This window comes from Caballeronia sp. LZ003 (assembly GCF_031451465.1).
In the GTDB taxonomy this organism is placed as follows: domain Bacteria; phylum Pseudomonadota; class Gammaproteobacteria; order Burkholderiales; family Burkholderiaceae; genus Caballeronia.
The window spans coordinates 26,183-49,746 of the sequence record NZ_JARUXJ010000005.1; the positions used below are offsets into that span (position 1 = coordinate 26,183).

The following is a 23,564-nucleotide window of genomic DNA, read 5'->3' on the forward strand; positions in this document are numbered from 1 at the left end:
GGAGCGGATTTTTCTGGGACCAAAATTTCTTGTCAAGCAATGACGTACAGCTTCACAACAGGGGCGGGAAATGCGTATTGCTGCATTTTGTGGAGCGTGGAGAACTGGTAACATAGCCGCGCCAACCAACAGAAATGATCGATTGATCACACAACACCATGACCGAGCAATTCACGCGCGTCGTGAAACGATCCACCATGCAGGAGTCGATCTATGCGCAACTGCGCGCATCGCTGATGCAGGGTCGCTTCGAGCCGGGCCGGCAGCTAACGGTCGCAACGCTGGCCGAAGCGTTCGGTTCGAGCGCCATGCCCGTGCGTGAGGCGTTGCGTCAGTTGGTGGTGGAGAATGGATTGGTTGCCCTGCCGAACGGAACCATTCAGGTTCCCGAAATCAGCAAGAAGCATCTGCGCGATCTGTGCGATGCCCGCATCGCGCTGGAAGGTCTGGCCACCGAAATGGCCGCGAAGCATATCGATGAACCCGCGGTGCGCCGCCTGCGTCGTCTGATTTCGGAACACGAACTCGCCATCAAGCACGATGGCATTCATGAAAGTCTCGTAAAAAATCAGGATTTCCATTTCCTGATTTATCGCGCATCCGGCTCGACGGTTCTTCCTCCCCTAATCGAAACCGTGTGGCTACAATGCGGGCCCTATATGCGCGTGATCACCGAAGAGGTAGAGCGTGACGAAAAGGTGCCCTACAACACGGCGGGCACGGACTTGCATGATGTCGTTGTGGATGCGCTGGAAGCACACAACGCATCGGCCGCGCGCAAGGCCATGGAGAAGGACATCCGCATGTCGTTCGACTTTCTGATCAGAACCATTGAGAAACGAGAGGTTTTGGCGGCCGGATAGGGACGCAACCTAGCTCACGTTGATCGGACCAACGCGACGTGACGACGTTATTTGAAGCGTTACGAGTTGCAACGGGTCTGATGGGCAACGCCGTGGTAAGCAACGTGTTTATGCTTGCAGTTCGCTTGGCAGCAAGCCGTTGCTCCCTCCCCTGGTGAGCTAAGTGACGCGTGCAGTCGAACCAAAAGCAGCAACGGTGCAAATGACTGGGGCCGCACGCGAGTCGGGCTGGCACAGCGGCTGTCGCCCCGTCTATCTTGCTTGTTGCCGCGTGGATCGACGAGGCAGTCCATGCCGTCACACGGCCCGGAAGATCCATCTCGATGGCTATCATCGCGGACCACAGCAAAGACTCTTCGGGCCGACGCGCTTGCTTCCTTTCGCTGCTCTAGCGGTCTTTGTCTGCAGCGTAGGTTCAACTTCTGGTAGACAAGGTCGCGGATGGCGAGGTCTTGCCCTTATTTCTCGTGACTTCGCCGTTAAGAATTCGCCGAACGCCTGCCGTTGCATGTGAATGACTTCGAGGTCGGCGATAACCAATGAAGAAGCGTTCTTCTCAGGCAATCGGATGGCCGGTTCGGGGGGCGAAGCCGACGCCTGACCGTCCGACCAACGACGTCTACGACCGGCGGCTTGTGGCCGGCAGCGGGCTTGGCAGGTCCGCCCGATTTCAAGCCTCACAATCGACCTAGCCGACACGCAGCCTGGTCGAGACCGCATCTATTCGCTGATTGTGTATAAAAGCATTGCCACTTTTTTTATTACGGCGGTTGGAGGTTAGGCAAAAAGGCATCCCACGTAGGACCGTTGCAGACGCGCTCAGAAACGAGTAGGATTGAATCCTACTGAAGGAGGCGGCAATGAGAACGACGCAGCAGATGAGCATCACTTTGCCTAATGAGATGGCCGAGTTCGTCCGCACAAAAGTTGCAAGCGGCGATTACGCCTCAGACAGCGAAGTGCTGAGAGACGCGCTTCGCGCGCTGCGTGAGCGTGACCGTGCCGTCGAGGTGTGGTTACGAAACGAAGTGGTTCCTGCAGCGCAAGCGCTTCAAGATGATCCGAGCCGTGCACTATCAGCCGATCAGGTACGTGCCGAGCTGAAAAAATCTCGCACGCGCCACGAATGAATTGGCGCGTACAGTTTGCGCCCGAAGCGCTTAATCAACTGCGGAGACTTGAAAAGCGCATCGCAAACTCGGGCGCTCCGATAGCGGCGGCACGATATGTTGATTCGATCGTCGATTTCTGCATGAAGCTCGATACGTTTGCAGCGCGAGGTGTCGCCCGTGACGACTTACTGCCTGGACTTCGGATCACTCATTTCCGCAAGCGCGCGATCATCGCCTACACGTTAGAAACAGATGCCGTCTCGATCTTGGGCATCTTCTACGGCGGTCAAGATTATGAGGCAGCGCTTGCGCCTGAAGACGGGTAGAACGTTGACAGATGGAGAGTACAGATCGTCTCAAAGCATTGAGCAAATTAATCGATTCAACATAAGTAACATTAACGTAGTTAGTTTGCAGTCCTTATGGAATGCATGTTCAGTCGGCTTTTCCGAGCTGTCGATGTTTAGATTGCAATTACTGAAATTCGCGATGGTGGTCATCGCGGGGGCGCCTGAATGTGCGCTTCCGACCCGTTTACATCCTTAGTCTCTCAAGCTGCCGACAGCGGCTCCTGACTAACCGGGTACCCGCCCGTTTGCGCCAAACCGTGCCTGATTCTGAAGTCGTCCGTCCGCACACGAACTGCGCGTGGCGCGGTGCCCCGCACAGTTGAATGCCGAAATTTCAAACAGCCACAGTTGCCCGCAGACGATTGACAAGCTGATTATCCTTGCCCTGCACCGTCGCCGTCAGCACGAAATTGAACTCGATCTCCCTGTACGCATCTTCCTTCAGCCCGAGCGCCTGGCCGCCGGTCTTGTCGATCACGGGCGGAATGAGGTCTTCACGCGTGGCATAAGCGAAGTCGTCCCAGATGAGCGGATCGCCTTCGATATTGATCTGCGTCGTCAGCTTGCGAAGGCCGTCGCCGGTGACGAAGAAGTGCACGTGCGCCGGACGGTTGCCGTGCCGCGCCAGCACATCGAGCAACTGTTGCGTCGCACCGTGTGGCGGGCAGCCGTACCCCACGGGCATCAGCGTGCGGAACTCATAGGTTCCGTCGCCGCCCGTACGCACCGAGCCGCGCAGATTGAACGGGCTTTGCGCGCCGGTCGGGTCGAAGTGCGAGTAAAAGCCGTTCGAATTGGCGTGCCAGCATTCGACCACTGCGCCCGCGACCGGGTTGCCGTCCGGATCCGTGACGGTGCCGCGGATAACGAGCGGACCCGCGTTGGCATCGGCGTCGAGATCGATTTTCGACATGCCATCTCGTACCGGCGCACCGGCCACATACAGCGGACCTTCGATGGTGCGGGGCGTGCCGCCATCGATTTCGGCCTGCTTGTCGGCCGCGTCCATGCGGATGTCCAGAAACTTTTCCAGTCCGAGTCCCGCAGCGAGCAAGGCGGCTTCGCCATCCTGCCCGAGTTTGTTGATGTAGTTCACCCCAGCCCAGATTTCATCGGGCGTCATGTCGAGATCGTCGATGGCCTTGAAAAGGTCGCCCAGCAAACGATGCGTGATCTGCTTCGCCCGCGCATTGCCGCTTTCGCTCTCGAGATTCGTGGCGGCCTTGAGCAGGTCCTGCACTTCCTGACTGACAAATACCTTGACGTTCATGATTTCTGTCTCCACTGATATTGGGGGTCTTTTTCTAAGGCTCGCACTCATGCATCGCCGTCGCGGATGGACGACGGGTGCCGGCACAACGGCGTCACCGAAATCTTCATGTACGGAAAAAGCGGCAAGGCGATTAGGATGTCGTGCAGTTCCGCATTGCTCTCGACATCGAACACGCTGTAGTTCGCATACTCGCCCGCAATGCGCCAGATATGACGCCACTTGCCGCTTCGCTGAAGCTCCAGCGAATAGGCCTTTTCGCGCGACTTGATTGAATCTGCGATATCGACGGGCATGTCGGGCGGAAGGTGTACGTCCATTCGTACGTGGAAAAGCATTGTCGGTCTCCTGATGATTTATTTTCTGACTTTCTTCAGCCCGTCCCGTGTGAAGCGTTTGAGCTTGTCTTCGTCCAGTTCGATACCAAGGCCCGGACCGCTCGGCACCGTCAGTTCGAAATCGCTGTAATCGAGCGGCTGGGTGAGGATGTCTTCGGTGATGAGCAACGGCCCAAACAACTCGGTGCCCCATTGCAGATTGGCGAAACTCGCGAAGAGATGCGCCGACGCCACCGTGCTGAATGCGCCTTCCAGCATCGTGCCGCCGTACAGTTCGATGCCCGCCGCATCCGCAATGGCCGCCACGCGCTGCGCCGCGAACAGGCCACCGGTTTGCTCGATCTTGATCGCGAACACATCCGCGCCCGCGTGCTTCGCTATCTCGAAGGCGCTGTCCGGACCTTGCAGGATTTCATCGGCCATGAGCGCGACGGGAAAGCGGCGCATCAGACGTGCGAGCGCGGCGGCGGACGCCACGGGTTGCTCGACGAGTTCGCAGCCTGCATCGGCCAGCGCGGGAATGGCCCACGCCGCCTGCGTTTCGCTCCACGCCATGTTGACGTCGACGCGCACCGCGCCGCGATCCCCAAGTTCGCGTTTGATCTGCGCAACGTGGGCGATGTCGGTCCTCAGTTCCTTCGCGCCGATCTTGAGCTTGAACACCTTGTGGCGGCGCGCGTCGAGCATGCGCTCCGCTTCCGCGATGTCCTTCGCGGTGTCGCCCGAAGCGAGCGTCCACGCCACGGGCAGACGCTCGCGCCTGCGGCCGCCGAGCAGTTCGCTCACGGGCACGTTCAGACGCTTGCCGTGCGCATCGAGCAAGGCGGTTTCGAGCGCGCTTTTGGCAAAGTGACTGACCTTCACGAGTTTGCCTATGTATGCCATCGTGTCCTGAACACGCGTGGCATCGCGGCCGATTGCGGCGGGCGCGAGATAGGCATCGATTGCGAGCTTCATGGACTCGGGGCTTTCGGGGCCGTACGCCATACCCGCGATGGTCGTGCCCTCCCCGATTCCGATGACGCCATCGCTGCAAAATACTTTCACGAGCATCAGTGTCTGACCGTGCATGGTCGCGACCGAAAGCTTGTGAGGGCGGATGGTCGGCAGATCGACCAGAAAGGTTTCTATACGCTTGATCGTTGCGTGACTCATAGCAAACCTCGCAATGGTATGGCCGTATTGCGGAGCGTCTCGGGATCGAGCGGATTGCCCGCAGCGATAAGTCGCTTGCACGCGCCGATGTCCCGGCCCGCGTTGACGCCGGCCACCGCTTCGAGCTGACGCGCCTCATTCAGGCCCAGCACGCAGAACGACCCGCTCGACGGATCGCCACGGGTGATCAGCGCATGTGCGGCATGGAAAAGTCCGAGCGTCTGCAGGTTGCAGTCGTACTGATCAGACCAGAGCCATGGGATTTCCGCATAGTGCCCGGCGCCACCCAGCATGTTCTCCGCAGCGACCACGGGCTGATTCTCCGCGACTTGCCAGGACTCCACCCGCACATGCCGCCCGAGCCGGGAGTTGAAGTGCGACGTGACCTCGCCTGCGGCAAAGATGGACGGATCGCCGGTCCGGCATTGCGCGTCCACGACAATGCCGTTCTCTACTGCGAGTCCTGCTTGCAAAGCGAGTTCGGTATTGGGAACCACGCCGATCCCGACTACCACGATATCCGCGTCGATCGCTCCATGGTCGGTTTCGACAATGGTACTGGCCGCACCCTGACGCACCGCGAGCGGTGTCGTGCCCGTTCGCACGTCCACACCTTTCGACCGATGCAAATCGTGAATGAACTCCGCAACCGCACGCGGCATCGAACGCATGAGCAGCCGCTCGGCCGGTTCGACCAGCGTGACCGCGCAACCGGCCTTCGTCGCCGATGCCGCCACCTCCAGCCCGATGAAACCGCCGCCGATCACCGCGACGCGCCGGCCTGGCATCAACGCACGACGAAGCGCCCGCGTGTCTTCCACGGTACGGATGTAATGCAGCTTCACGCCCTCGTCCACATGACCGGGGAACGGACGCACGCGCGAACCCGTCGCAAGCAGCAGACTTTCATATTCGATGCGTGCGCCGCCATTCAGCACGACGCAGTTTTCCGCGCGATCGATGGCGTCGACCCGCACGCCGAGCCGCACGTCGATACGCGCTGTGTCGTACCACGCGGCATCGCGAATAAAGATGCGCTTTTCGCCGTCCTCGGACAGCAGCGCGGCTTTGGACAGTTCGGGGCGATCGTACGGCAACGCGCGTTCGTCGCCGATCATGACAATCGCTGCGTGCGCATCCTGTTCGCGCAAGGACTCGGCAGCGCGGCGCGCGGCATGCCCCGCTCCGACGATCACGAGATGCTTAGTCGACATGGATCTCGACCTGTCCGTCGACGATGCGGATGGGATACGCGCGCACGGCTTCCGTCACCGGCGCGCAACGCGGCGCACCCGTGCGGATATCGAAAAGTCCTTGATGCAGGGGACACTCCACGCAGCCGTCTTCAACGAAGCCTTCCGACAAACGCGCATGTCCGTGTGTACACAGGTCGTGCAGCGCGAACACTTCATCGCCCATGCGGAAGACCGCGACGGGTTTATCGCCCGCAACGACTGCGGCGGGCTCGCCTTCCGTGAAATCGTCGACATGGCCGATGACCTGCCACACATTCGAGAGCTGTTCCATATGCGCTCCTCAGATCGGCGTGGCGAGCAGTGTCTGCACGCGCGACGTATCGTAGATCACGCGCTTGGACTGATAGCGCAAGCCCTCTTCCGTGCGTACGACGCGATCGAAGTACTTGCCCGCCTGATACACATTCGACTCGCCGTTCGTGCGCGTCTGGATCACCACATAGTTGCTTTCCGTTTCGATCACGCCGTCTGTCTCGCCAGTCACCGTGAGCCCCGACGTCATGTGCCGGTAGCTATGCTCTTCGTAGATATTCGCATGACGCAGCGACACCACGCGATCGCGCAGCATCTTCTGGTTCGTGCAATGGATGATGCCCACCGGTAAGCCCAGGTCCGCGTTTTCTTTCGGCACGATCTCGTAGAGACAGTCCTCCGTGAAGAGCGCGGGCCACGCTTCGAGCTTGTCGTTATCGAGCGCGTTGATGTATTGATCCTGCAGGATATGCAATTCGAACCACTGCTTCATCTGTTCCATTTCTTGCCTCGCCGCCTCAATAGCCCATCAGCTTCTGATAACCGACCCAGAACTTGCGGATCAGGCTTTCGGTAATGACCGTGTCCTGCTGGTCCGGGTTGCCGCGCGACATTTCGATGACGGAGGTCGCATCCGCATCGCGCACGGTGCCGCGCTGGACGAGTTCGGTCGCCTCGGTGTCTTCCATCGAGATATAGCCTGCCGGGCCGACGAGATTCGCCTGCTTGATGCGCAATGCGCGAAGCTCGGGCGTGTCGTCCGCATAGCCGAAGAAGTGGAAAACCAGCTCGAAGTTGTTCGGCCCTTTCGGCAGCAACTGACGCGCGACGAGCGTGTTGTGGATCTGCTGGATGACGAGTTGCGGGAAGATCGGCTGAATATGGTTTGTCGTGTCTTCTTCATATTCGGAGACGAGACCGAGGATGGAATCGTCTTCGAGCGCGAAGCCTTCATTGAACGAGCGGATGTTCTGTTGCTTGTACGCGGACGACGTGTCCTCGCCCGTCTTCGTCACCGTGATGATGCTGTGCAGGCCATGCGACGCATCCGGAATGGAACGCGCCTTCATGCCGACGCGGAAGATGTTGAAGGTCGTATGGAACAGATGCAGCATGCTCGCGTGGTACGGGTCCTTCACGTTCTCGAAGTACAGCTTCCAGTTCGACTTCGAATACTGGCGCGTGCAGCCGAGATATTCGATCGGCTTGTGAAAGATGCGGTCGATCCACGGACGCATTTCCGCGCCGAGGTAGTCGGGCAGCGGCGCGACTTCATCGCTGAAGCTGGCGAATACGAGGCCCTTGTAGCTTTCCACGCGCAGCTTGCGCAGACTGTGATTTTTCGGGTCGAAATCGGCGGGCATGCCGGTCATGCCCTTCTGTCCGCGCCGGAACGGCACGCCGAGCAGAATGCCGCTGTTGTCGAAACTCCACTGGTGGTACACGCACGTATGCGACGTGGCATTGCCGCGCGATTTTCGGCACACGGATGCACCGCGATGCGCGCAGCGGTTCACCCACGCGGCGAGACCGCCGTCTTCCAGACGCGTGACGACGACGGGCGTGTCGCCCACGAAGGTGCTCTTGTAGTCGCCTGCGTTGAGAATTTCCGCTTCCAGCGCAACGAAGTTCCAAGTGGCCCCGCGAAAGATGCGCTCCTGTTCGCGGTCATAGACGGCCTGCGAACTGAAGACTTTGTAGGGCACGCGCGAGCCGTCGTCGTGCGGAAAGTGGACATGAGCCGAATCGGGCGAATCGGGCGGATTCTGAGGGCGAAATACCAGTTCTGCCGTTTCCACGGAAGTTCTCCTGTTGCGGGTCGGCGTGATCGGAACGTCACGGTGTCATCGCATTTTTGGAGAGAGACAATGACGGGTCTATCCACCAAAAACATCCGGTATCCCGTACTATCCATAAACGGCGGTTTTATTTGCCCGGCTTGCCTGCAACGTCTTTTGCACTGCAACGAAAGGGCTTTCCGCGCATAACCATGTCCCCGAATTTCTTTGCGCCACTGGCGCTTCGCGACTATCGGCTGTTCGAATCGAACGATCTCGACGAGACGCGCGATCTGATTTCGCGCGTCATGCAGCCGCATGTGCTGGAGCCTGCGGGACGGGCGTGCGGGCGGTCGTACATGGACTTCGTGAAGGTCGGACGGCTCGGGCTGGGCGCGATTTCATTCGGCACCTCCATGCATGTCGATGTCGAATCCGTCGATGGCTACTACCTCCTGATGTTCTGCCTCTCGGGTCATGCCCGGGTCCGCACGCTCGATGCCACGCTCGACGTCGATCGCAACAACGCCGTGCTGTGCGCGCCCGGTCAGCCGTTCGATGCGTGGTTGTCGTCGGATTGCGAGCAGTTCGTCCTGCGCATCGACGCGGATGCGTTCAGAAAGGCGGGAGGGTCGCATGAACCGGGCGTGTCCATCGACAGTCCGGCCTTGCAGGGATGGATGCAGCAATTGCGCGCGCTGACGAGTTCAGCGGCGCTGCTGGAAAGCGCGCGGTCGAATATGCAGATTGCCGGGCATATGGAACGGCTGCTGATCGATCTGCTCGCCGGTGCATTGCCGGGCGCACCGGGCGCGCTCCCGTCGGTGGCGCCGGCTTTCGTGAAGCGCGCGGAAGAGTTCATCCGCACACATGCGGGCGATGCATTGCAACTGGAAGATATCGCGAGCGCGGCGGGCGTGTCGGCGCGCACCTTGCGTGAGCGCTTTCAGGCCGTGCGCGGTGTCAGCCCCATGCAGTTCGTGCGCGACGTCCGCATGCAGCAGGCACGCGACGCGCTGCTGGCCGCCGGGCCGCAAGCGCGTGTCGCGGATATCGCGCTGGCTTGCGGCTTCTTTCACCTCGGGCGGTTCTCGATTGCGTATGCGAAGACGTTCGGAGAGATGCCTTCGGAGACGTTGCGCAGACGTGGGCAGGCGTCCTGACGATGGCGGACGATGGCGTTCAGTTCACAAAGCAATCGCAGTTGGCCAGTTCCGCCGGAACCGCCAGACCGAGCGCCTTCATCTTGCGGCGATTGATCAGCGCCTTGTAATCCGCTGGCACCGCGACATAGACCGGCATCGCCGATGGCTTGACGCCCTTGAGCATCTGCAAGGCCATGTCGGCGGCGTGGGCGCCCTGCGATTCGTACGACGGCGCATATGCCACCGCGATAATGTCGCCCTTGCGGATCAGTTCGTGTTCCGCGCTCAGAATGGGCACGTGCCGCTGATCGACCACGGAAGCGACCGCCGGCAGCGACGACTGAATCAGGCTGGAGCCGATCGCATAAAAGAAGTCGATACCCTGCAGCGAGCTGGCGCGTTGCGGCACATCGACGGTCGAATCCGCAGAGGTCGCCATTATCTCCAGACCGGCTTTTGCGGCGGCTGCCTTGAGGCTGGCGATGGCCGCGACATCGTTGACTTCGCCAGAGTTGTACAGCACGCCGAATTTCTTCGCTTTCGGAAAGACCTTTTTGGCAAACGCGAGCACCGCGTCGTAATCCGTCACGCTCGACGTGCCGTTGATGCGGTTGCTGCCATGCTTCCAGTCCGGCACGATGCCCGCCTTCACCGGATCCGTCACCTGCGAGAAGACCAGCGGAATGTTCTGGTTGGCGATGTTGCGCACGGCGGCCTGCGTGACCGGCGTCGTCACCGTCAGGATCACGGACGGATGCTGCGCTTCGATCTGCGCCAGCGTCTGCGGAATCAGGCTGGGTGTGAAGTTCGCGTCGCTGTAGGCGTAGCGCACGTTTTTATTTTCTGTATAGCCATGCGTCTGCATCTCGTCCTTGAAGCCTTGGATCGTGCGCGACAGCGCCGGATGAGGACCGAAATTCGCAATGCCGACCACAATCGGCGCGGGCGTCGGCGCTGCCGCAGCGGCCTGCGCGTGTGCGTCCATCGTGGCCAGCGCGCTCAATCCGAACGTCACCGCCGCCAACAGCACTGCCGGCGCGCGCCGCTGTGCGCTGGATCTTCGAATGCATTCGCCAAACAGTTTCATATCGTGTGGGCCTTGAAAAGAGACAGGGTAGCAACGGACTCATTGTTGGCATGCGAGGGCCCACCGCCCACATCGCCAAAAAAGAAAATTCCGATTACATATCTATTCGGGCCGTTTCGCGCCGCGCAGATGGCGCGCATCCTTGGGCGCGAAGCCGTAGAAGTCGCGAAACGATGTCGTGAAGCTCGTCGGATGCTGGTAGCCGACCGCCGCCGCTACTTCGCCCACGGACTGCCGGTCATCGACGAGCAGACGCAAGGCCTCCTGCATGCGCCGCCGCAAGCTGTAATCGAACACGGTCACGCCATGCAGAAACTTGAAGCCGCGCTTGAGCTTGGACGAATTGGTGCCGACCGCGCGCGCCAGGTCGGGAATGGTCATGGTCTTTTTGAGGTCCGTGTCGATCATCGCGCGGGCGCGTTCCATCAGCATGAGATCGCGCGACGAGAGAATTTCGTCGGGCGCGTCGCTATTCAGGCTGTCGATCCACACGCCGACGCTCGCGTACAGAATCTCCATGCATTTCGCTTCGACGAACAGCAGATCGCGCACACCCCGATGCGGACTCGCAAGCAGCCGCTCGATGGCCTGCACGGCGTCCAGCGTGAGGCGCATCTGGAGGTTGTAGAGTTCGTCGGGCTTCACGGCGGCAAGGCGCGCGCGAATGTCGTCGCCTTCCGGGCCGAGCGCGTCGAGCAGACGCTGAAAAAAGGACGATGACACATACAGCGCCAGCGCGCGGCGCGGGCCTTCGGGACAGGTGATCCGATAGTGCAGCCCCGCGCCCTGATAGCAGATGATGAAGTTCGGCGCTTCCACCTGCACGTCGTCCGCATCGTCGACGCCGACGCTCGCCATGCCGGTCACGAGATAGTGGAATTCGATCAGGCCTTCCGGCGGCACGGGCTCGGTGCGGGCATGCGCGTAGCGGCAATAGGAAACCGCGACGTAGATTTCATCGCGTATCGAGATCATTTTCCACGCGCCTTCGCCGCCGTCGCCAGGCACATCGACAATACGTCCGTACAGCCCCAGCGCCGGTGCAGTTGCAGTTGCACAGCGCGAATCGTCGCGCAGAAGGCGGTACGCTTCGGTCAGCGGCGCGCCCGAATGCGCGAGCGCCGTGCGGAAAAGACCGGCGCGGCGTGCGTCGCCGATGCTTTCTGGTGAAGATCGATCCATGACGGTTCCATCGTCTAGAGGATGACGACGATTCTAGCGATGCAATCCACGCCGCCAAAATTCAACGCAGCGCATAAGCGTGTGCTGCCGATGCCTCGCTCACATAGCCCAGCCGCACGTCGTCCGCCAGCTGCTCGCGGTCACGCTCGCGCGCCGCGCCGATGCCCGCGCCGCCGGGCAAGTCGAGGCAGAGGCGTCGTCCGCGCGGCACGGTTTGCAGGCCCATGGCGGCCATCGGCGTGCCGTCGTCGAGCGTGACGGCACCGGGTGCGCCTTCGCCGCCGCCATCGCGTCCACGCGCGGCATGCACGATGCGGTCGTACATGCCGAAGAACTGGAACGGCGCGCCATCCACGGATGCGATCTCCAGCCGCTGACCCAGCCCGCCACGCCAGCGTCCGGGACCGCCGCTGTCCGGCCGCAGTTCCTTCTTCCAGATCAACACCGGATAAAGCGATTCGACGATCTCGCACGCAATGGCCCGCACGCCGCTCGGGAACGCGGTGCCCGACATGCCGTCGTCGCCGGTGCGCGCGCCCGAACCGCCGCTGTTGAAGAAGAGCGTTTCGAACGCGCGAGGCTGCTGCGCCGCCGATGCATCGGGCAAGGTCTCGCCCGCCGCCATCCACGCCGCCGCGCCGCCGCGCAACTGCGCGCCCCACACGCAGGACGCGCCTTCCGCTGGCACACGGTCCGGCAGCACGCCCGCGAGCGCGCCGAACACCACGTCCGGCAGAAACTGCCCGATGATGTGCCGCGCACACACCGGCCAGGGCCGCTGCACGTTGAGAATGGAGCCTTCGGGTGCACTGATGTCGAGCGGTTCGAGCGAGCCGGCATTGTTCGGCACCTCGGGCGCGACCGCCGCCCGCACGCCGAACGCCGCATAGGCGCGCGTGTAGTTCAGCACGACATTGATGCCGCGATGGCTCGCCGCCGACGTACCCGCGAAATCCACCTTGACGCGCCCGTTCGCTACTTCGAGCGTCGCCACCAGATCGACGGGCGTATCGAAACCGTCGATGCGCATTGCGTACGGGTAACGGCCTTCGGGCAGCGTTGCGATGGCCTGCTGCATGGCGGCGCGCGACCGGTCGATGATCGCATCCGACACGCGCACCATGTCGTGCTCGCCGAACTCGTCGAGCATGGCGACAAGACGTGCGGCACTGGCTTCGTTCGCACCCACGTAGGACAGGATGTCGCCCTCCGCTTCGTCCGGCGTACGCACGTTAGCACGAATGATCTCGATGAGATCGGCATTGATCACGCCCGCGCGCGCGAGCGGCAGACGCGGAATGCACAAGCCTTCTTCGAACACCGAGCGCCCGTCCGGACCTTGCCCGATGCCGCCGATATCCACCTGATGGCACGTACACGCAAAGAACGCGATCACGCGCTCGCCGCGAAACACGGGCGACACCACCGTCACGTCATGCAAATGCCCCGACGCCAGCCACGGATCGTTGGTGATGAAGTGGTCGCCGGCGCGCATGGTCGCGAGGGGAAACACATCGAGAAAATGGCCCACGGCGGCGGCCATCGAGTTGACGTGGCCGGGCGTGCCGGTGACGGCCTGCGCGACGAGACGCGCGCGGGCATCGAATACGCCTGCGGACAGGTCGCCCGCTTCGCGCACGGTCGGGCTGAAGGCGGTGCGCATCAACAGACGCGCCTGTTCCTCCACGACGGCGATGAGGCGATTCCAGATCACTTGCAGGCGGATGGGGTCGAAAGCGGCGGTCGATTCATTCATGGCGTTCAATTCCTGACGATGCGGCGATCGAGCCGCAGATGACCGTCCGCGTCGATGCGGGCATCGAAATCGGGCGGCACGACGACGGTGGTTTCACGATCGACGATGACAGCGGGACCGTCGATCGCCGCGCCGTTGGCGAGCGCATCGCGGCGGAAGAAGCGCGCGGATAAGCGTTCGCGGCGGGACTGATCGAGCACGAGGCGCGTGGTTTCCGCTTTTGCTTCTGGAGGCGCGGCTGATTCCACGGGCTGTGACACGGGCGCGGCAGTGAGCGCTTCGCGCTGCGGCGCGCTCACGCGCACGCTCCAGTCGAGCGTTTCGACCGGCGCACGCGGCACCAGCCGGCCGAAGCGCGCGAGATACACGGCTTCGAAGCGCTCGCGCAGCTTTGCAACGGCGTCGGCATCGAGCCGCGCGGAGGGGAGCGTGACTTGCAGTTCGTGTCCCTGGCCGCGATAGCGCATCGACGCAGTCGCTTCGATGCTGCACGTCTCACGCGGCGCCACGCGTTCGACGATTGCCGCCGCTTCCGCTTCCAGCGTTTCGAGCAGCGCATTCACCGCGCCGGTGTCGAGTTGCGCAAGCGGTTCGAAGCGGCTGCGCACCGCATCGAACGCGACGGGCGCAAGCAGGAAGCCATAAGCGGAACCGACGCCTGCCGCCGTCGGAATCACCACATGATCGATGCCGAGCTTTTCCGCCAGCCGCGCCGCATGCAACGGCGCGGAGCCGCCGAACGCAATCAGCGTGCGTCCCGCCACGGACTTGCCGAGTTCGATGGCATGTTCGCGTGCGGCACAGGCCATGGCTTCGTCCGCGAGTTCGGCGACTGCGTAGGCGGCGGCATCGGTTTCGACGTTCAGCGGCGCGCCGATATCCGTTTCGATGGCCCGGCGCGCCGCGTTTGCATCGAGCGACAACGTGCCGTTCGCAAAGTACGCGGGATCGAGACGGCCGGCGCTCATGTGCGCATCGGTGAGAGTGGCGCGCTCGCCGCCGAGTCCGTAACACGCCGGCCCCGGAACCGAGCCAGCGCTCGCCGGGCCGACCTGCACGCGGCCGAGCGCATCGACACGCGCAATGGAACCGCCGCCCGCGCCGATCTCGCACAGCTCGACCACCGGAATGCGCAACGGAATGCCGCTGCCCGGCTTGAAGCGATACAGCCGCGCCACTTCCAGCGAACGCGACATGTGCGGACGGCCATCGTCGATGAAACAGAGCTTCGCCGTGGTGCCGCCGATATCGAGCGACAGCACGCGCGGCAAAGCGAGCGATTCGCTGATAAGCGCCGCCAGCAGCGCGCCACCCGCCGGGCCGGATTCGAGCAGACGCACCGGCAGGCGGCAGGCGGTATCGACATCACAAAGACTGCCGTCGGAAGTCATCAGCAAGAGCGGTGCATCGATCGACAAGTCGTGCAAGGCGTCGCCGAGACGCGCGAGATAGGACGCCATCAGCGGACGCACGTAAGCGTTCACCGCCGTCGTCGAAAAGCGCTCGAACTCGCGCACTTCAGGCGATACATCGGAGGACAGACTGATCGACAGATGCGGCAGACGCGCGGCGAGCCATCGCGCGGCTTCGGCTTCATGACGCGGATTCCGGTAGCTGTGCATGAAGCCGATGGCGAGACTCTCGATTCCGTGTGCCTCCAACTGAGCGGCAATGCCTGCGAGCGCATCGAGATCGAGCGGCGCCAGTTCGTCGCCTTGGGCGCTCAGGCGGCCTGCAATCGTGAAGCGCAGGTCGCGGGGAATGAGCGGTGCGGGTTGCCGCACACGCAGGTCGTAATGATCGGCGCGCGCTTCGAAGCCGGTTTCGATGACATCGCGAAAGCCTTCGGTCGTCAGCAGCGCCGTGCGTGCGCCGCGCCGTTCGATCACCGCATTGGTGGCGAGCGTGGTGCCGTGGACGATGGCGCCGAGCGTCGCGGCATGAATACCGGTTTCGCGCAGCAGATGCTGCACGCCTTCGAGCACGGCGCGCTCGGGGGCGTCGGGCGTGGTGAGGCGTTTGTGGGTGTGGCGGACAGCACCGGCTTCGAGCACGAAATCGGTGAAGGTGCCGCCGATATCGATGCCGAGTCGCGGTCTGGACTCGCGCTCGCCGGGCGCAACGGTTGGGCTCATGACGTATTCGAAAGTGATCGGCGCGCGTGGATGCGCAGCCTGAAACTCAACGATACAGATTAGCTTTTTTGACCGCGTTCGATATTGGAACTGTGTGCTTCGTTATTGGCTTTTAAGGCGCGCCGAAAGACGCGCCTTGCCCTGTTACGATCAGACTTCGGCCAGCTTGTCGAGCGGCGGCACCGCGCCTTCGTTCGCCAGCAGCGCGCGCTTGCGGACATAACGCATAATGCTCGTCGCACCATAGCGGGATCCGCCCATGCCCGACTTCTTGAACGCGGTCTTCTCGCCCGCGAACATCATCACGCGCGGCAGTTCGGTATCGTTGATGCTGACGCCGCCCGCTTCCATCTTCGTCGCGAAGTCGCCCGCCGTGTGCGTGTCCGGACCGAACACCGCCCCGCTCAGGCCGAACATCGTATCGTTCATCAGGCGTTCGGCTTCTTCGTCGGTCGTAAAGCGCATCACCGGCACGACGGGGCCGAACGTTTCAGCGGTCATCAGCGTCATGTCGTGCGTCACGTCCGTGACGATGGTCGGGTCGATCCACACGGAGCCGTCGACCGTTTCGCTCTTGCCGCCCAGCACGATCTTCGCGCCCTTGGCCACGGCGTCGTCGAGTTGCAAATCGATGATCGATGCCTGTTGCGCAAAGATCATCGGACCATAATGGCCGCCGTCGCCTGCCGCGTGGCTGCGCCTGAGCGTTCGGGCCTGAGCGGAAAGTTCGGCGACGAGTGCATCGTAAAGGGATTCGTGTGCATAGACGCGTTCGATTGCGTAGCACACCTGCCCCGAGTTATAGAGCGCGCTGCGCAGAATGCTGGTGGCCGCACGCTGCACATCCGACCCGGCGAGCACCACGGCCGCGTCTTTGCCGCCGAGTTCGAGGAAGGCCGGAACGAAGGCTTGCGCCGCCGCTGCCGCGATCTTCTGGCCGGTCGGCACGCTGCCGGTGAACACGACCGCATCCGCTTGCGCTACGATCGCCGCGCCCGTTTCCGCGCCGCCCTGCACGAGATTGACGATATTTTTGAGCGCAGGCACGGCATCGATCGAACGCATGAGCGGTTCGACGAAACGCGGCGTGACTTCGCTCGGCTTGATGACGACCGCCGCGCCTGCGACGAGCGCGGGAATGGCATCGATGAAAGACAGCACGAGCGGAAAATTCCACGGGCTGATGACGCCGACTACCGGATACGGCGCATACGTCACCTTGAAGACGATGTCGGGATGCGCGTCGAGCTTGCGGAAGGGCGTGGTGAGCACTTCGGGCGCGGCATCGCAGAAGCCGTGAATGAAGTGGATGACCGCGCCGAGTTCTTCTTCCGAGATGCGATGACGCGCCGTATCGACGGACAGCGCCGCCACGATCTCCTTGCCGTGCGCCTCCAGTTGCGCGGCCCATTCGCCCAGCGTCTTCGTGCGATGTTCGAGACCGCGCGACTGCCATGCGCGCTGCGCGTCGCGCGCCTTCGCCATCATATCGCTTACGTCTTGCGCGGATGCGGCATCGAACTCGTAATCGTGTTCGCCCGTGCGCGGATTGCGTACCTTGATTGCCTTCATCGTCGTTCCGTTCTGTTGTCTGCCCGGTGCGGGCGTGGTCCCAAAGTGAGGACGATGCTAACAACAGAAATTTCGGCACGGCAGGCACGCACACGCGATGTGGCCGAATTCCTATATCTGAATGCCTTGTTCCAACAATCAGGGTTTAGCCGTTTCTTCGGTCTTGCGCACGCGCAGGGTCGCTCGCGCGGCTTCGGGCGTTTCGCGCTGTTGCGTAGCAGGACTCGCGAGACGGCGCGCATCCTTGGGCGCGAAGCCGAAGTAATCGCGGAACGCAGCGGTAAAACTGGTCTGATGCTGATAACTGGTCGCCAGCGCGACTTGCCCGACCGGCATGCGTTCGTCGACGAGCAGATGCAGCGCATGATTCATGCGGCATCGATGACCATATTCGAAGATGGTCATGCCATATAAAAACTTGAAGCCGCGCTTGAGTTTCGACGCATTGGTGCCCACCGCGCGCGCCAGTTCGGGAATGGTCGGCGCAACGCGCAAATCCGCGACGATCATCTTCTGCGCCTGTTCGATCAGCCGCAGATCGCGCGCGGAGAGCGTTTCGCCGGGCGAGTCGTCACGCAGATGTGTCAGCCACATTTCGATGCACGCGCACAGAATCTCCGTACACTTGCCTTCGAGATAGAGCAACTGTCTCGCGCCACTGTACGTCGATGCGAGCAACTGTTCGGCAATGTGCAGCGCATCGACACTGAAGGGCATCTGACGGTTGTAAATCTGATCGCGCTGGATGGCGGCCAATTCCGCGCGAATCTTGTCCGCTTCGCCGCCGAGCGCATGCACGAGACGGTCGAAATAGCGCCGCGTCACATACATGCTGACGGACTGCCACGGCCCCGGCCCGCACGTCACCTGATACTGCACGTCCGCTCCCTGACTGCACACCAGCAGGTTCGGCGCATTCACATGCAGATGTCCGGTATCCGAAAAGTCGACGCTCGCGGGGCCTGCGATCGAGAAATGAAACTCGACGAAGCCTTCGGGAAGAATGCGTTCCGAGCGGCTGTGGGCGTAGTTGCAGTCGGAGACGACCAGAAAGATTTCATCGCGGATGCTGGCCATCTTCCAGGCACCTTCTTCGGCATCGCCGGGTACGGTGATGGTCGCGCCGTAGAGGCCGAACTCCGGCACGCTGATGCAATCCGGGCGTACGCGCAACTGGTAGAACGCCTCGGTAAGCCGCGCCTGCGGTCCAGCAAGCGTGTTCCGGAATAGACCCGTATTCGATTCGCTCATCGTGTCTCCGTGCTGATGGTCGCGCCTGCGGGGAGAAGCGGTCAGGCTTGCCGCTTCGGGCGCGCTCGATGATTTATCTGACTGCATTATCGGTCGCCAAAACTCGGCGATGCGTCTGCACGATGTTTTCGTGCATCGGCATGAAGAAAAACCGCTTTTCCTAGGTTCGCGTCGTGTTTGAGCATCCTCGCCAAAATTGCCACGGTTATAAGAAGGCACGGGCGCATGCCGCGCCCCTTTTATGCCATTTCTGCCTTCTCTGCCCGACACTCACGATGCGACATTACCTATCCCGGCTGCGCGCACGCGGCGATCTTCTGACCGTGACGCGCGAAGTCGATCCGCGCTTCGAAGCCGCCGCCGTCGCGCGGCGTCTTCAGCGCGAAACCACCAAGCCCGTGCTCTTCGAGAACGTGCGCGGCAGCAAACTGCCGGTCCTGCTCAACCTTTACAGCGATCACGAGCGCTTGCGCGAGATCATCCGCTGCGCGCCGGACGAGACGTTCTGCGCGCGGCTGGATCGAGAGATCACGCTGGCATCGACGCTCGACACCGCGACCGAACCGGTGCCGATGCCGTCGGACTGGGTCACGGGCAAGCTCTCCGATCTGCCGATCCTGACGTATCACGAACGCGACGGCGCGCCCTACATCACCTCGGGCATCTTTCTCGCGAAGGACCCGGACAGCGGCGTGCCCAATTTGTCGTTCCATCGTTCGATGGTCGTCTCGGATGACGAACTGCGCATTCGTCTCGGCAGCAGTCATGATCTCGCGCAGTATCAATTGCGCGCGGAAGCACGCGGCGAAGCGCTCGAAGCGGCCATTCTGATCGGCGCGTCGCCGGAACTGTTCATGAGCGCGTGCGTGTCGCTGCCGCCGGAAGGCGACGAACTCGCGCTCGCCGCAGCGATTCGCGGCGGGCCGCTCGGCATGCGCCGCGCGGTCACGCTCGATCTGGACATTCCGGTGGCGGCGGAGATCGTCATCGAAGGGCGCATCCTGCCGAACGAGCGGCGGCCGGAAGGACCGTTCGGCGAGTTCATGGGCTATTACGTCGAAGTGGGCGACAACCATGTGTTCGAAGTCACGCACGTGGGCTGGCGCGAAGGCGCGGTGTTTCATGGCCTGATATGCGGGTCGGACGAAGACTTGCGGCCGCTCGAAGCGGCGACGGCGGCGCGTATCTACAAGGCGGTATCGGCGCAAGTGCGCGGCGTGCTCGACGTCACGTGCAAGCCGACCGTGATGAACACCATCATCAAGATCGATAAACAGTACGACGGCCACGCGCAGCATGCGTTGCTCGCGGCGCTGGGATCGCATCTGGACTACAACAAGCTGTGTATTGTCGTGGACAAGGACATCGATATTTACGACATGAACGAGGTTATCTGGGCGTTTTTGACGCGTGGCCGCGCGGATACGCGGACGATGGTGATCAACGGCGTGCCCGGGTTCTATCGCGATCCGCACAAGGATCATTGGGGACGTCTTGCCATCGATGCCACGAAACCGTGGGGACGTGAAGCCGAATTCGAACGGAAATCGATTCCGGGCGTCGATACGCTGGTGCTCGACGACTATCTGCCGAAGGCTGTGCAGCGATGAGCGGCTCGACACGTCCGCGGCGCATCGTCGTTGCCATCACGGGTGCGACGGGCGCGATCTATAGCGTCCGTCTGCTTAGTACGTTGCGCGAGCGGGAGGTGGAGACGCATCTGGTGGTATCGCGTGCCGGATGGCTGACGCTGCACGACGAACTGGCGATGGACCGGCACGCCATGCGCGGCCTCGCCAGTGTGTGGCACGAGGCGAACGAGGTCGGCGCGACCATCGCGAGCGGGTCGTTTCAGCATGACGGCATGGTCGTCGCCCCCTGTTCGATGAAGACGCTCGGCGCGATTGCGCACGGGCTCGACGACAACCTGGTTACGCGCGCGGCGGATGTGACGTTGAAGGAGCGGCGCAAGCTGGTGTTGCTGGCGCGGGAGACGCCGTTGACGCTGGCGCATCTGAACAACATGACGCTGGTTACGCAAATGGGCGGCGTCATCATGCCGCCGTTGCCGTCGTTTTATGCAAAGCCGGCGACGATCGAGGAACTGGTGGACTACACGGTGCAGCGGGTGATGGATCAATTTGGGTTGAATGACGAGTCGGCTTATGCGCGGTGGAAGGGGTTGGGTGGTTGACGCAAAGAAGAAGGCCGCTCGAATATCCCGAGCGGCCTGTTTTTGTTTCCGGTGCAACGACTAGGCACTTACCCCCACCGCCTCCACCTTTTTCTTCGCCCCCCCGCGCTTCTTCCGCTTCGCCATCGAAAGCAAGGTCAGCAGCACGAACAAAGCCGTGACGAGCTTCAGGTCCGATGGCTGGAAGCCGAGCGCCAGCACCACCGAGATCAACTGAAAGTACACGATCGACCCGAGCACCGGCGCGATCACCTGACGCGTCATCGACCGGTTACCGATGACCGCTTCACCGAGCAGCAACGCGGCGAGACCGTTCACCAGCACGCCGAAGCCCATGTTCACGTCCGCGAAGCCCTGGTTTTGCGCAAGCATCGCGCCGCCCATTGCCGCGAACAGGTTCGCAAGCCCCAGTCCCACGAGCGTGTACACCTTCACGTTGATGCCCTGCGCCTTCGCCATCGACGCACTCGAGCCGATTGCACGCATGGCCAGACCATGTTCGGTGCCGAGGAACCACAGCACGCAAGCCGCAATCGCCACGTCGATCGCGCCCAGCATCAGGATGCGCGGCATATAACCGCCGCCATCGCCCGGCAGCCACGAAAACACGCTGAAGAACGCGAACAGCGCAGCGTTCGGCTGACCCATCACGCGGATATCGACCGAATAAAGCATCGACAGGACGAGAATGCCGCACAGCAGCGTGTTGATTTTCGCCTTCTCGTGGATATATCCCGTCACCAGTCCCGCCAGAAAGCCCGCGAGCGCGCCGCCGAGCAGCGCCATCACCGGATTCAGGCCGAGCATCAGCAGCTTGGCGCACACGCACGCGCCGAACGGGAACGCGCCCTCGCCCGTCATGTCCGCGAAATTCAGGATGCGGAACGGAATCATGATCGCAATGGCGATCAGCGCGTACGTCAGGCCCTGCATCAGGCCGACCGGAACGAGGTCGAAAAAGCCCAGCAAAAGGTTCATGAGTTCACCGTCTTTGCCGTCACCGGCCCTTCGTTGAAATACGCCATGAGTTTTTCGACGGTCATCGCGCGCTTCGCATCGCCCGACAGGTCGCCGACGATCTGGCCGTCGCGCATCATGATTAGCCGGTTGCCGAAGTCGATGGCGTGCTGCATGTTGTGCGTAACCATCATGGTCGTCAGGTTCTGTTCGCGCACGACCTGTTTCGTCACGCGCATCACGATGGCCGCGGTGCGTGGATCGAGCGCGGCCGTGTGTTCGTCGAGCAGCAGCAGTTCGGGCCGCTGCAAGACCGCCATCAGCAGCGACAGCGCCTGACGCTGGCCGCCCGACAACAGCGACGCCTTCGTCTTCAGCCGCTTCTCCAGCCCGAGATCGAACGATGCAATCCGGTCGCGAAACTCCTTCGACAACGCACTCGTCAGACCGAAGCCGAAGGAGCGCTTCAGTCCGCGCCGGTTCGCCACTGCCAGGTTCTCTTCGAGGCTGAGCGCCGCCGCCGTCCCCACCGACGGGTCCTGAAAGACGCGCGCAAAATGTCTTGCGCGCTTGTGCGTGGGCAGCGACGTGACGTCGTGGCCATCGACGAAGATCGCGCCGCTGTCAGGCGTCACTTCGCCCGCGAGCAGGTTCAGAAACGTCGATTTGCCCGCGCCGTTGCCGCCGACCACGACCGCGAAGTCGCCCGCATACAATTTGAGCGATACATCCGACAACGCAACACGCTCATCCACGGTGCCGGGATGAAAGGTCTTGCAGATTTTCTCCGCCGACAACATGGGAATATGGCGCTCGCGCATTGTAGTGACCTTGGCCTTGCTGCGGCCGTTCAGTTGATGAAGCATTTGCAGTCCTCCAACGCGGCAGGGACCATCAGTCCCAGCGCTTGATACTGGCTCTTGCTGATCTGCGTGACGTAATCCGACGGCTCCGGCCGCGCGGGCGGCAGCGTCTGCGTCTTCTCGCCCTTGAGCACGCGGCCCGCGAGCCTCGCGGCATTTGCGCCGACCGATTGCAGCGACACCGCGTACGACGCCGTCGCCATGCCCTTCTTGATAAACTCGGTCTCCGAACTCAGGATCGGAATCCTGAGGCGCTGCATGCTCGCGGCCACGGCGGGAATGGCGGATTGCACGAGGTTCGACCCGGTGATGTAGACGAAGCCCACGCCCTTCAGCAACTGCGTGCGCTGTGCAATGTCGTTGACCGAATCGACGCTGACCGGCTTGAACGTCAATCCGGCGCGCTGCGCCGCTGCTTCGAGCGCCTTGGTCGTCACCACGTCGTTGGCTTCGCCGGGGTTGTAGAGCGTGCCGAATGACTTCGCCTCGGGGAACGCCTTCTTGGCGAACGCCAGCACCGCATCGAAATCCTGCAGGTCCGACGAACCCGTGAAGCGGTCGCCGCCCTGCTTCCAGCTCGGCACGAGGCCGGCCGCGACCGGGTCCGTGACTTCGGTGAAGACGAGCGGCGTTTTCGTATCGACGACGGCGGAGCGCGCCACCTGCGAAACGGACGTCGTCACCGTGAGGATCAGCGCCGGATGCTTCGCGGAAATCTGCGAGAACATCTGCGGCATCAGCGCCTGCGTGAAGTTGGCATCGCTATAGACGTAGCTCACGTTCTTGCCTTCGACGTAGCCTTCCTTCGCCATTTGCTCCTTGAAACCTTCGATGGTCTTCGCAAGCGACGGATGCGGCCCGAGATTGGCGATACCGATCACCGTCTCGTCCGCCACGGCGGGCAGCGCGGTCAGGGCAAGCGCGGCGAAGCACAGCGCGCCGAGCGTCGCCGGCAACTTGCCATTCCTGACGCGTGCAGGCGTGATGCAATTTTTCATATTGGATTCCGGGGAAACGCGGGACGCCGAACCGAATCGACGGACTGGCA

At 62.2% G+C, this 23,564-nt stretch carries 22 protein-coding genes; 6 read left to right on the forward strand and 16 right to left on the reverse strand.

What is annotated here, in order from left to right; all coding sequences use genetic code 11:
• The first annotated feature begins 158 nt into the window (after positions 1-158).
• The 3 genes from QCE79_RS31150 to QCE79_RS31160 all read left to right on the forward strand — a co-directional run bounded on the left by QCE79_RS31150 (position 159) and on the right by QCE79_RS31160 (position 2,301).
• On the forward strand, positions 159-863 hold the full coding sequence (locus tag QCE79_RS31150; RefSeq protein WP_309850767.1) for a GntR family transcriptional regulator: 705 nt from the start codon (positions 159-161) through the stop codon (positions 861-863).
• Between the two features lie 860 nt (positions 864-1,723).
• Positions 1,724-1,993, forward strand: coding sequence for a type II toxin-antitoxin system ParD family antitoxin (locus QCE79_RS31155; RefSeq protein WP_309850769.1), 270 nt, complete (start codon positions 1,724-1,726; stop codon positions 1,991-1,993).
• The gene (locus QCE79_RS31160; protein ID WP_309850771.1) at positions 1,990-2,301 is read left to right on the forward strand and encodes a type II toxin-antitoxin system RelE/ParE family toxin; all 312 of its coding nucleotides are present in this window, start codon (positions 1,990-1,992) and stop codon (positions 2,299-2,301) included. Before QCE79_RS31155 ends, QCE79_RS31160 begins: the two co-directional genes overlap by 4 nt.
• A 358-nt stretch (positions 2,302-2,659) precedes the next feature.
• Here the strand turns inward: QCE79_RS31160 and catA are convergent, their stop codons facing one another.
• Genes catA through andAc form a run of 7 tightly spaced genes read right to left on the reverse strand, consistent with a single transcriptional unit; the run spans position 2,660 to position 8,380 of the window.
• A complete protein-coding gene (gene catA / locus QCE79_RS31165; RefSeq protein ID WP_309850775.1) occupies positions 2,660-3,595 on the reverse strand; it encodes a catechol 1,2-dioxygenase in 936 nt (311 codons plus the stop codon).
• A gap of 47 nt (positions 3,596-3,642) precedes the next feature.
• On the reverse strand, positions 3,643-3,933 hold the full coding sequence (gene catC / locus QCE79_RS31170; protein WP_309850777.1) for a muconolactone Delta-isomerase: 291 nt from the start codon (positions 3,931-3,933) through the stop codon (positions 3,643-3,645).
• 18 nt (positions 3,934-3,951) lie between these two features.
• Positions 3,952-5,088, reverse strand: a complete 1,137-nt coding sequence (locus tag QCE79_RS31175; protein ID WP_309850780.1) for a muconate/chloromuconate family cycloisomerase — start codon at positions 5,086-5,088, stop codon at positions 3,952-3,954.
• A complete protein-coding gene (andAa, locus tag QCE79_RS31180; RefSeq protein WP_309850783.1) occupies positions 5,085-6,302 on the reverse strand; it encodes an anthranilate 1,2-dioxygenase system ferredoxin--NAD(+) reductase in 1,218 nt (405 codons plus the stop codon). The genes QCE79_RS31175 and andAa overlap by 4 nt, the downstream gene beginning before the upstream one ends.
• Positions 6,292-6,615 (reverse strand): anthranilate 1,2-dioxygenase ferredoxin subunit AndAb, encoded by a 324-nt coding sequence (andAb, locus tag QCE79_RS31185; RefSeq protein ID WP_309850786.1) that lies wholly within the window; start codon positions 6,613-6,615, stop codon positions 6,292-6,294. Before andAb ends, andAa begins: the two co-directional genes overlap by 11 nt.
• Positions 6,616-6,624: 9 nt before the next feature.
• The gene (andAd, locus tag QCE79_RS31190; RefSeq protein ID WP_309850789.1) at positions 6,625-7,098 is read right to left on the reverse strand and encodes an anthranilate 1,2-dioxygenase small subunit AndAd; all 474 of its coding nucleotides are present in this window, start codon (positions 7,096-7,098) and stop codon (positions 6,625-6,627) included.
• 16 nt (positions 7,099-7,114) lie between these two features.
• A complete protein-coding gene (gene andAc / locus QCE79_RS31195) occupies positions 7,115-8,380 on the reverse strand; it encodes an anthranilate 1,2-dioxygenase large subunit AndAc (RefSeq protein ID WP_309851250.1) in 1,266 nt (421 codons plus the stop codon).
• A 206-nt stretch (positions 8,381-8,586) separates the two neighbouring features.
• On the opposite strand from andAc, the gene andR reads away from it, so the two are divergent.
• A complete protein-coding gene (andR, locus tag QCE79_RS31200) occupies positions 8,587-9,537 on the forward strand; it encodes an anthranilate 1,2-dioxygenase regulatory protein AndR (protein ID WP_309850791.1) in 951 nt (316 codons plus the stop codon).
• 19 nt (positions 9,538-9,556) lie between these two features.
• On the opposite strand, the gene QCE79_RS31205 is transcribed toward andR, so the two are convergent.
• The 6 genes from QCE79_RS31205 to QCE79_RS31230 form a co-directional block, all read right to left on the reverse strand.
• Complete coding sequence (locus QCE79_RS31205) at positions 9,557-10,606, reverse strand: ABC transporter substrate-binding protein (RefSeq protein WP_309850795.1); 1,050 nt, start codon at positions 10,604-10,606, stop codon at positions 9,557-9,559.
• A 102-nt stretch (positions 10,607-10,708) separates the two neighbouring features.
• Positions 10,709-11,788: an AraC family transcriptional regulator gene (locus QCE79_RS31210; RefSeq protein ID WP_309850798.1), complete on the reverse strand. Its 1,080-nt coding sequence runs from the start codon at positions 11,786-11,788 to the stop codon at positions 10,709-10,711.
• Positions 11,789-11,849: 61 nt separating this feature from the next.
• The gene (locus QCE79_RS31215) at positions 11,850-13,544 is read right to left on the reverse strand and encodes a hydantoinase B/oxoprolinase family protein (protein WP_309850801.1); all 1,695 of its coding nucleotides are present in this window, start codon (positions 13,542-13,544) and stop codon (positions 11,850-11,852) included.
• Positions 13,545-13,549: 5 nt separating this feature from the next.
• Positions 13,550-15,679: a hydantoinase/oxoprolinase family protein gene (locus QCE79_RS31220; RefSeq protein ID WP_309850805.1), complete on the reverse strand. Its 2,130-nt coding sequence runs from the start codon at positions 15,677-15,679 to the stop codon at positions 13,550-13,552.
• 150 nt (positions 15,680-15,829) lie between these two features.
• A complete protein-coding gene (locus QCE79_RS31225) occupies positions 15,830-17,251 on the reverse strand; it encodes an aldehyde dehydrogenase family protein (RefSeq protein WP_309850807.1) in 1,422 nt (473 codons plus the stop codon).
• Between the two features lie 138 nt (positions 17,252-17,389).
• Entirely contained in the window at positions 17,390-18,502 is a 1,113-nt protein-coding gene (locus QCE79_RS31230; RefSeq protein ID WP_309850811.1) for an AraC family transcriptional regulator, read from the reverse strand.
• A 275-nt stretch (positions 18,503-18,777) separates the two neighbouring features.
• Here QCE79_RS31230 and QCE79_RS31235 point away from each other — a divergent pair, with 275 nt between their 5' ends.
• Together QCE79_RS31235 and QCE79_RS31240 are read left to right on the forward strand one after the other, a co-directional pair.
• Positions 18,778-20,112: a UbiD family decarboxylase gene (locus tag QCE79_RS31235; RefSeq protein ID WP_309850813.1), complete on the forward strand. Its 1,335-nt coding sequence runs from the start codon at positions 18,778-18,780 to the stop codon at positions 20,110-20,112.
• Positions 20,109-20,696: a UbiX family flavin prenyltransferase gene (locus QCE79_RS31240; protein ID WP_309850816.1), complete on the forward strand. Its 588-nt coding sequence runs from the start codon at positions 20,109-20,111 to the stop codon at positions 20,694-20,696. The genes QCE79_RS31235 and QCE79_RS31240 overlap by 4 nt, the downstream gene beginning before the upstream one ends.
• A 60-nt stretch (positions 20,697-20,756) precedes the next feature.
• Here the strand turns inward: QCE79_RS31240 and QCE79_RS31245 are convergent, their stop codons facing one another.
• From QCE79_RS31245 to QCE79_RS31255, 3 genes are read right to left on the reverse strand one after another with little or no spacing between them, the layout of a single operon-like run.
• The gene (locus QCE79_RS31245; RefSeq protein WP_309850819.1) at positions 20,757-21,674 is read right to left on the reverse strand and encodes an ABC transporter permease subunit; all 918 of its coding nucleotides are present in this window, start codon (positions 21,672-21,674) and stop codon (positions 20,757-20,759) included.
• Complete coding sequence (locus tag QCE79_RS31250; protein WP_404989452.1) at positions 21,671-22,453, reverse strand: ABC transporter ATP-binding protein; 783 nt, start codon at positions 22,451-22,453, stop codon at positions 21,671-21,673. Before QCE79_RS31250 ends, QCE79_RS31245 begins: the two co-directional genes overlap by 4 nt.
• Before the next feature lie 50 nt (positions 22,454-22,503).
• Positions 22,504-23,514: an ABC transporter substrate-binding protein gene (locus QCE79_RS31255; protein WP_309850825.1), complete on the reverse strand. Its 1,011-nt coding sequence runs from the start codon at positions 23,512-23,514 to the stop codon at positions 22,504-22,506.
• Positions 23,515-23,564 lie beyond the last annotated feature (50 nt).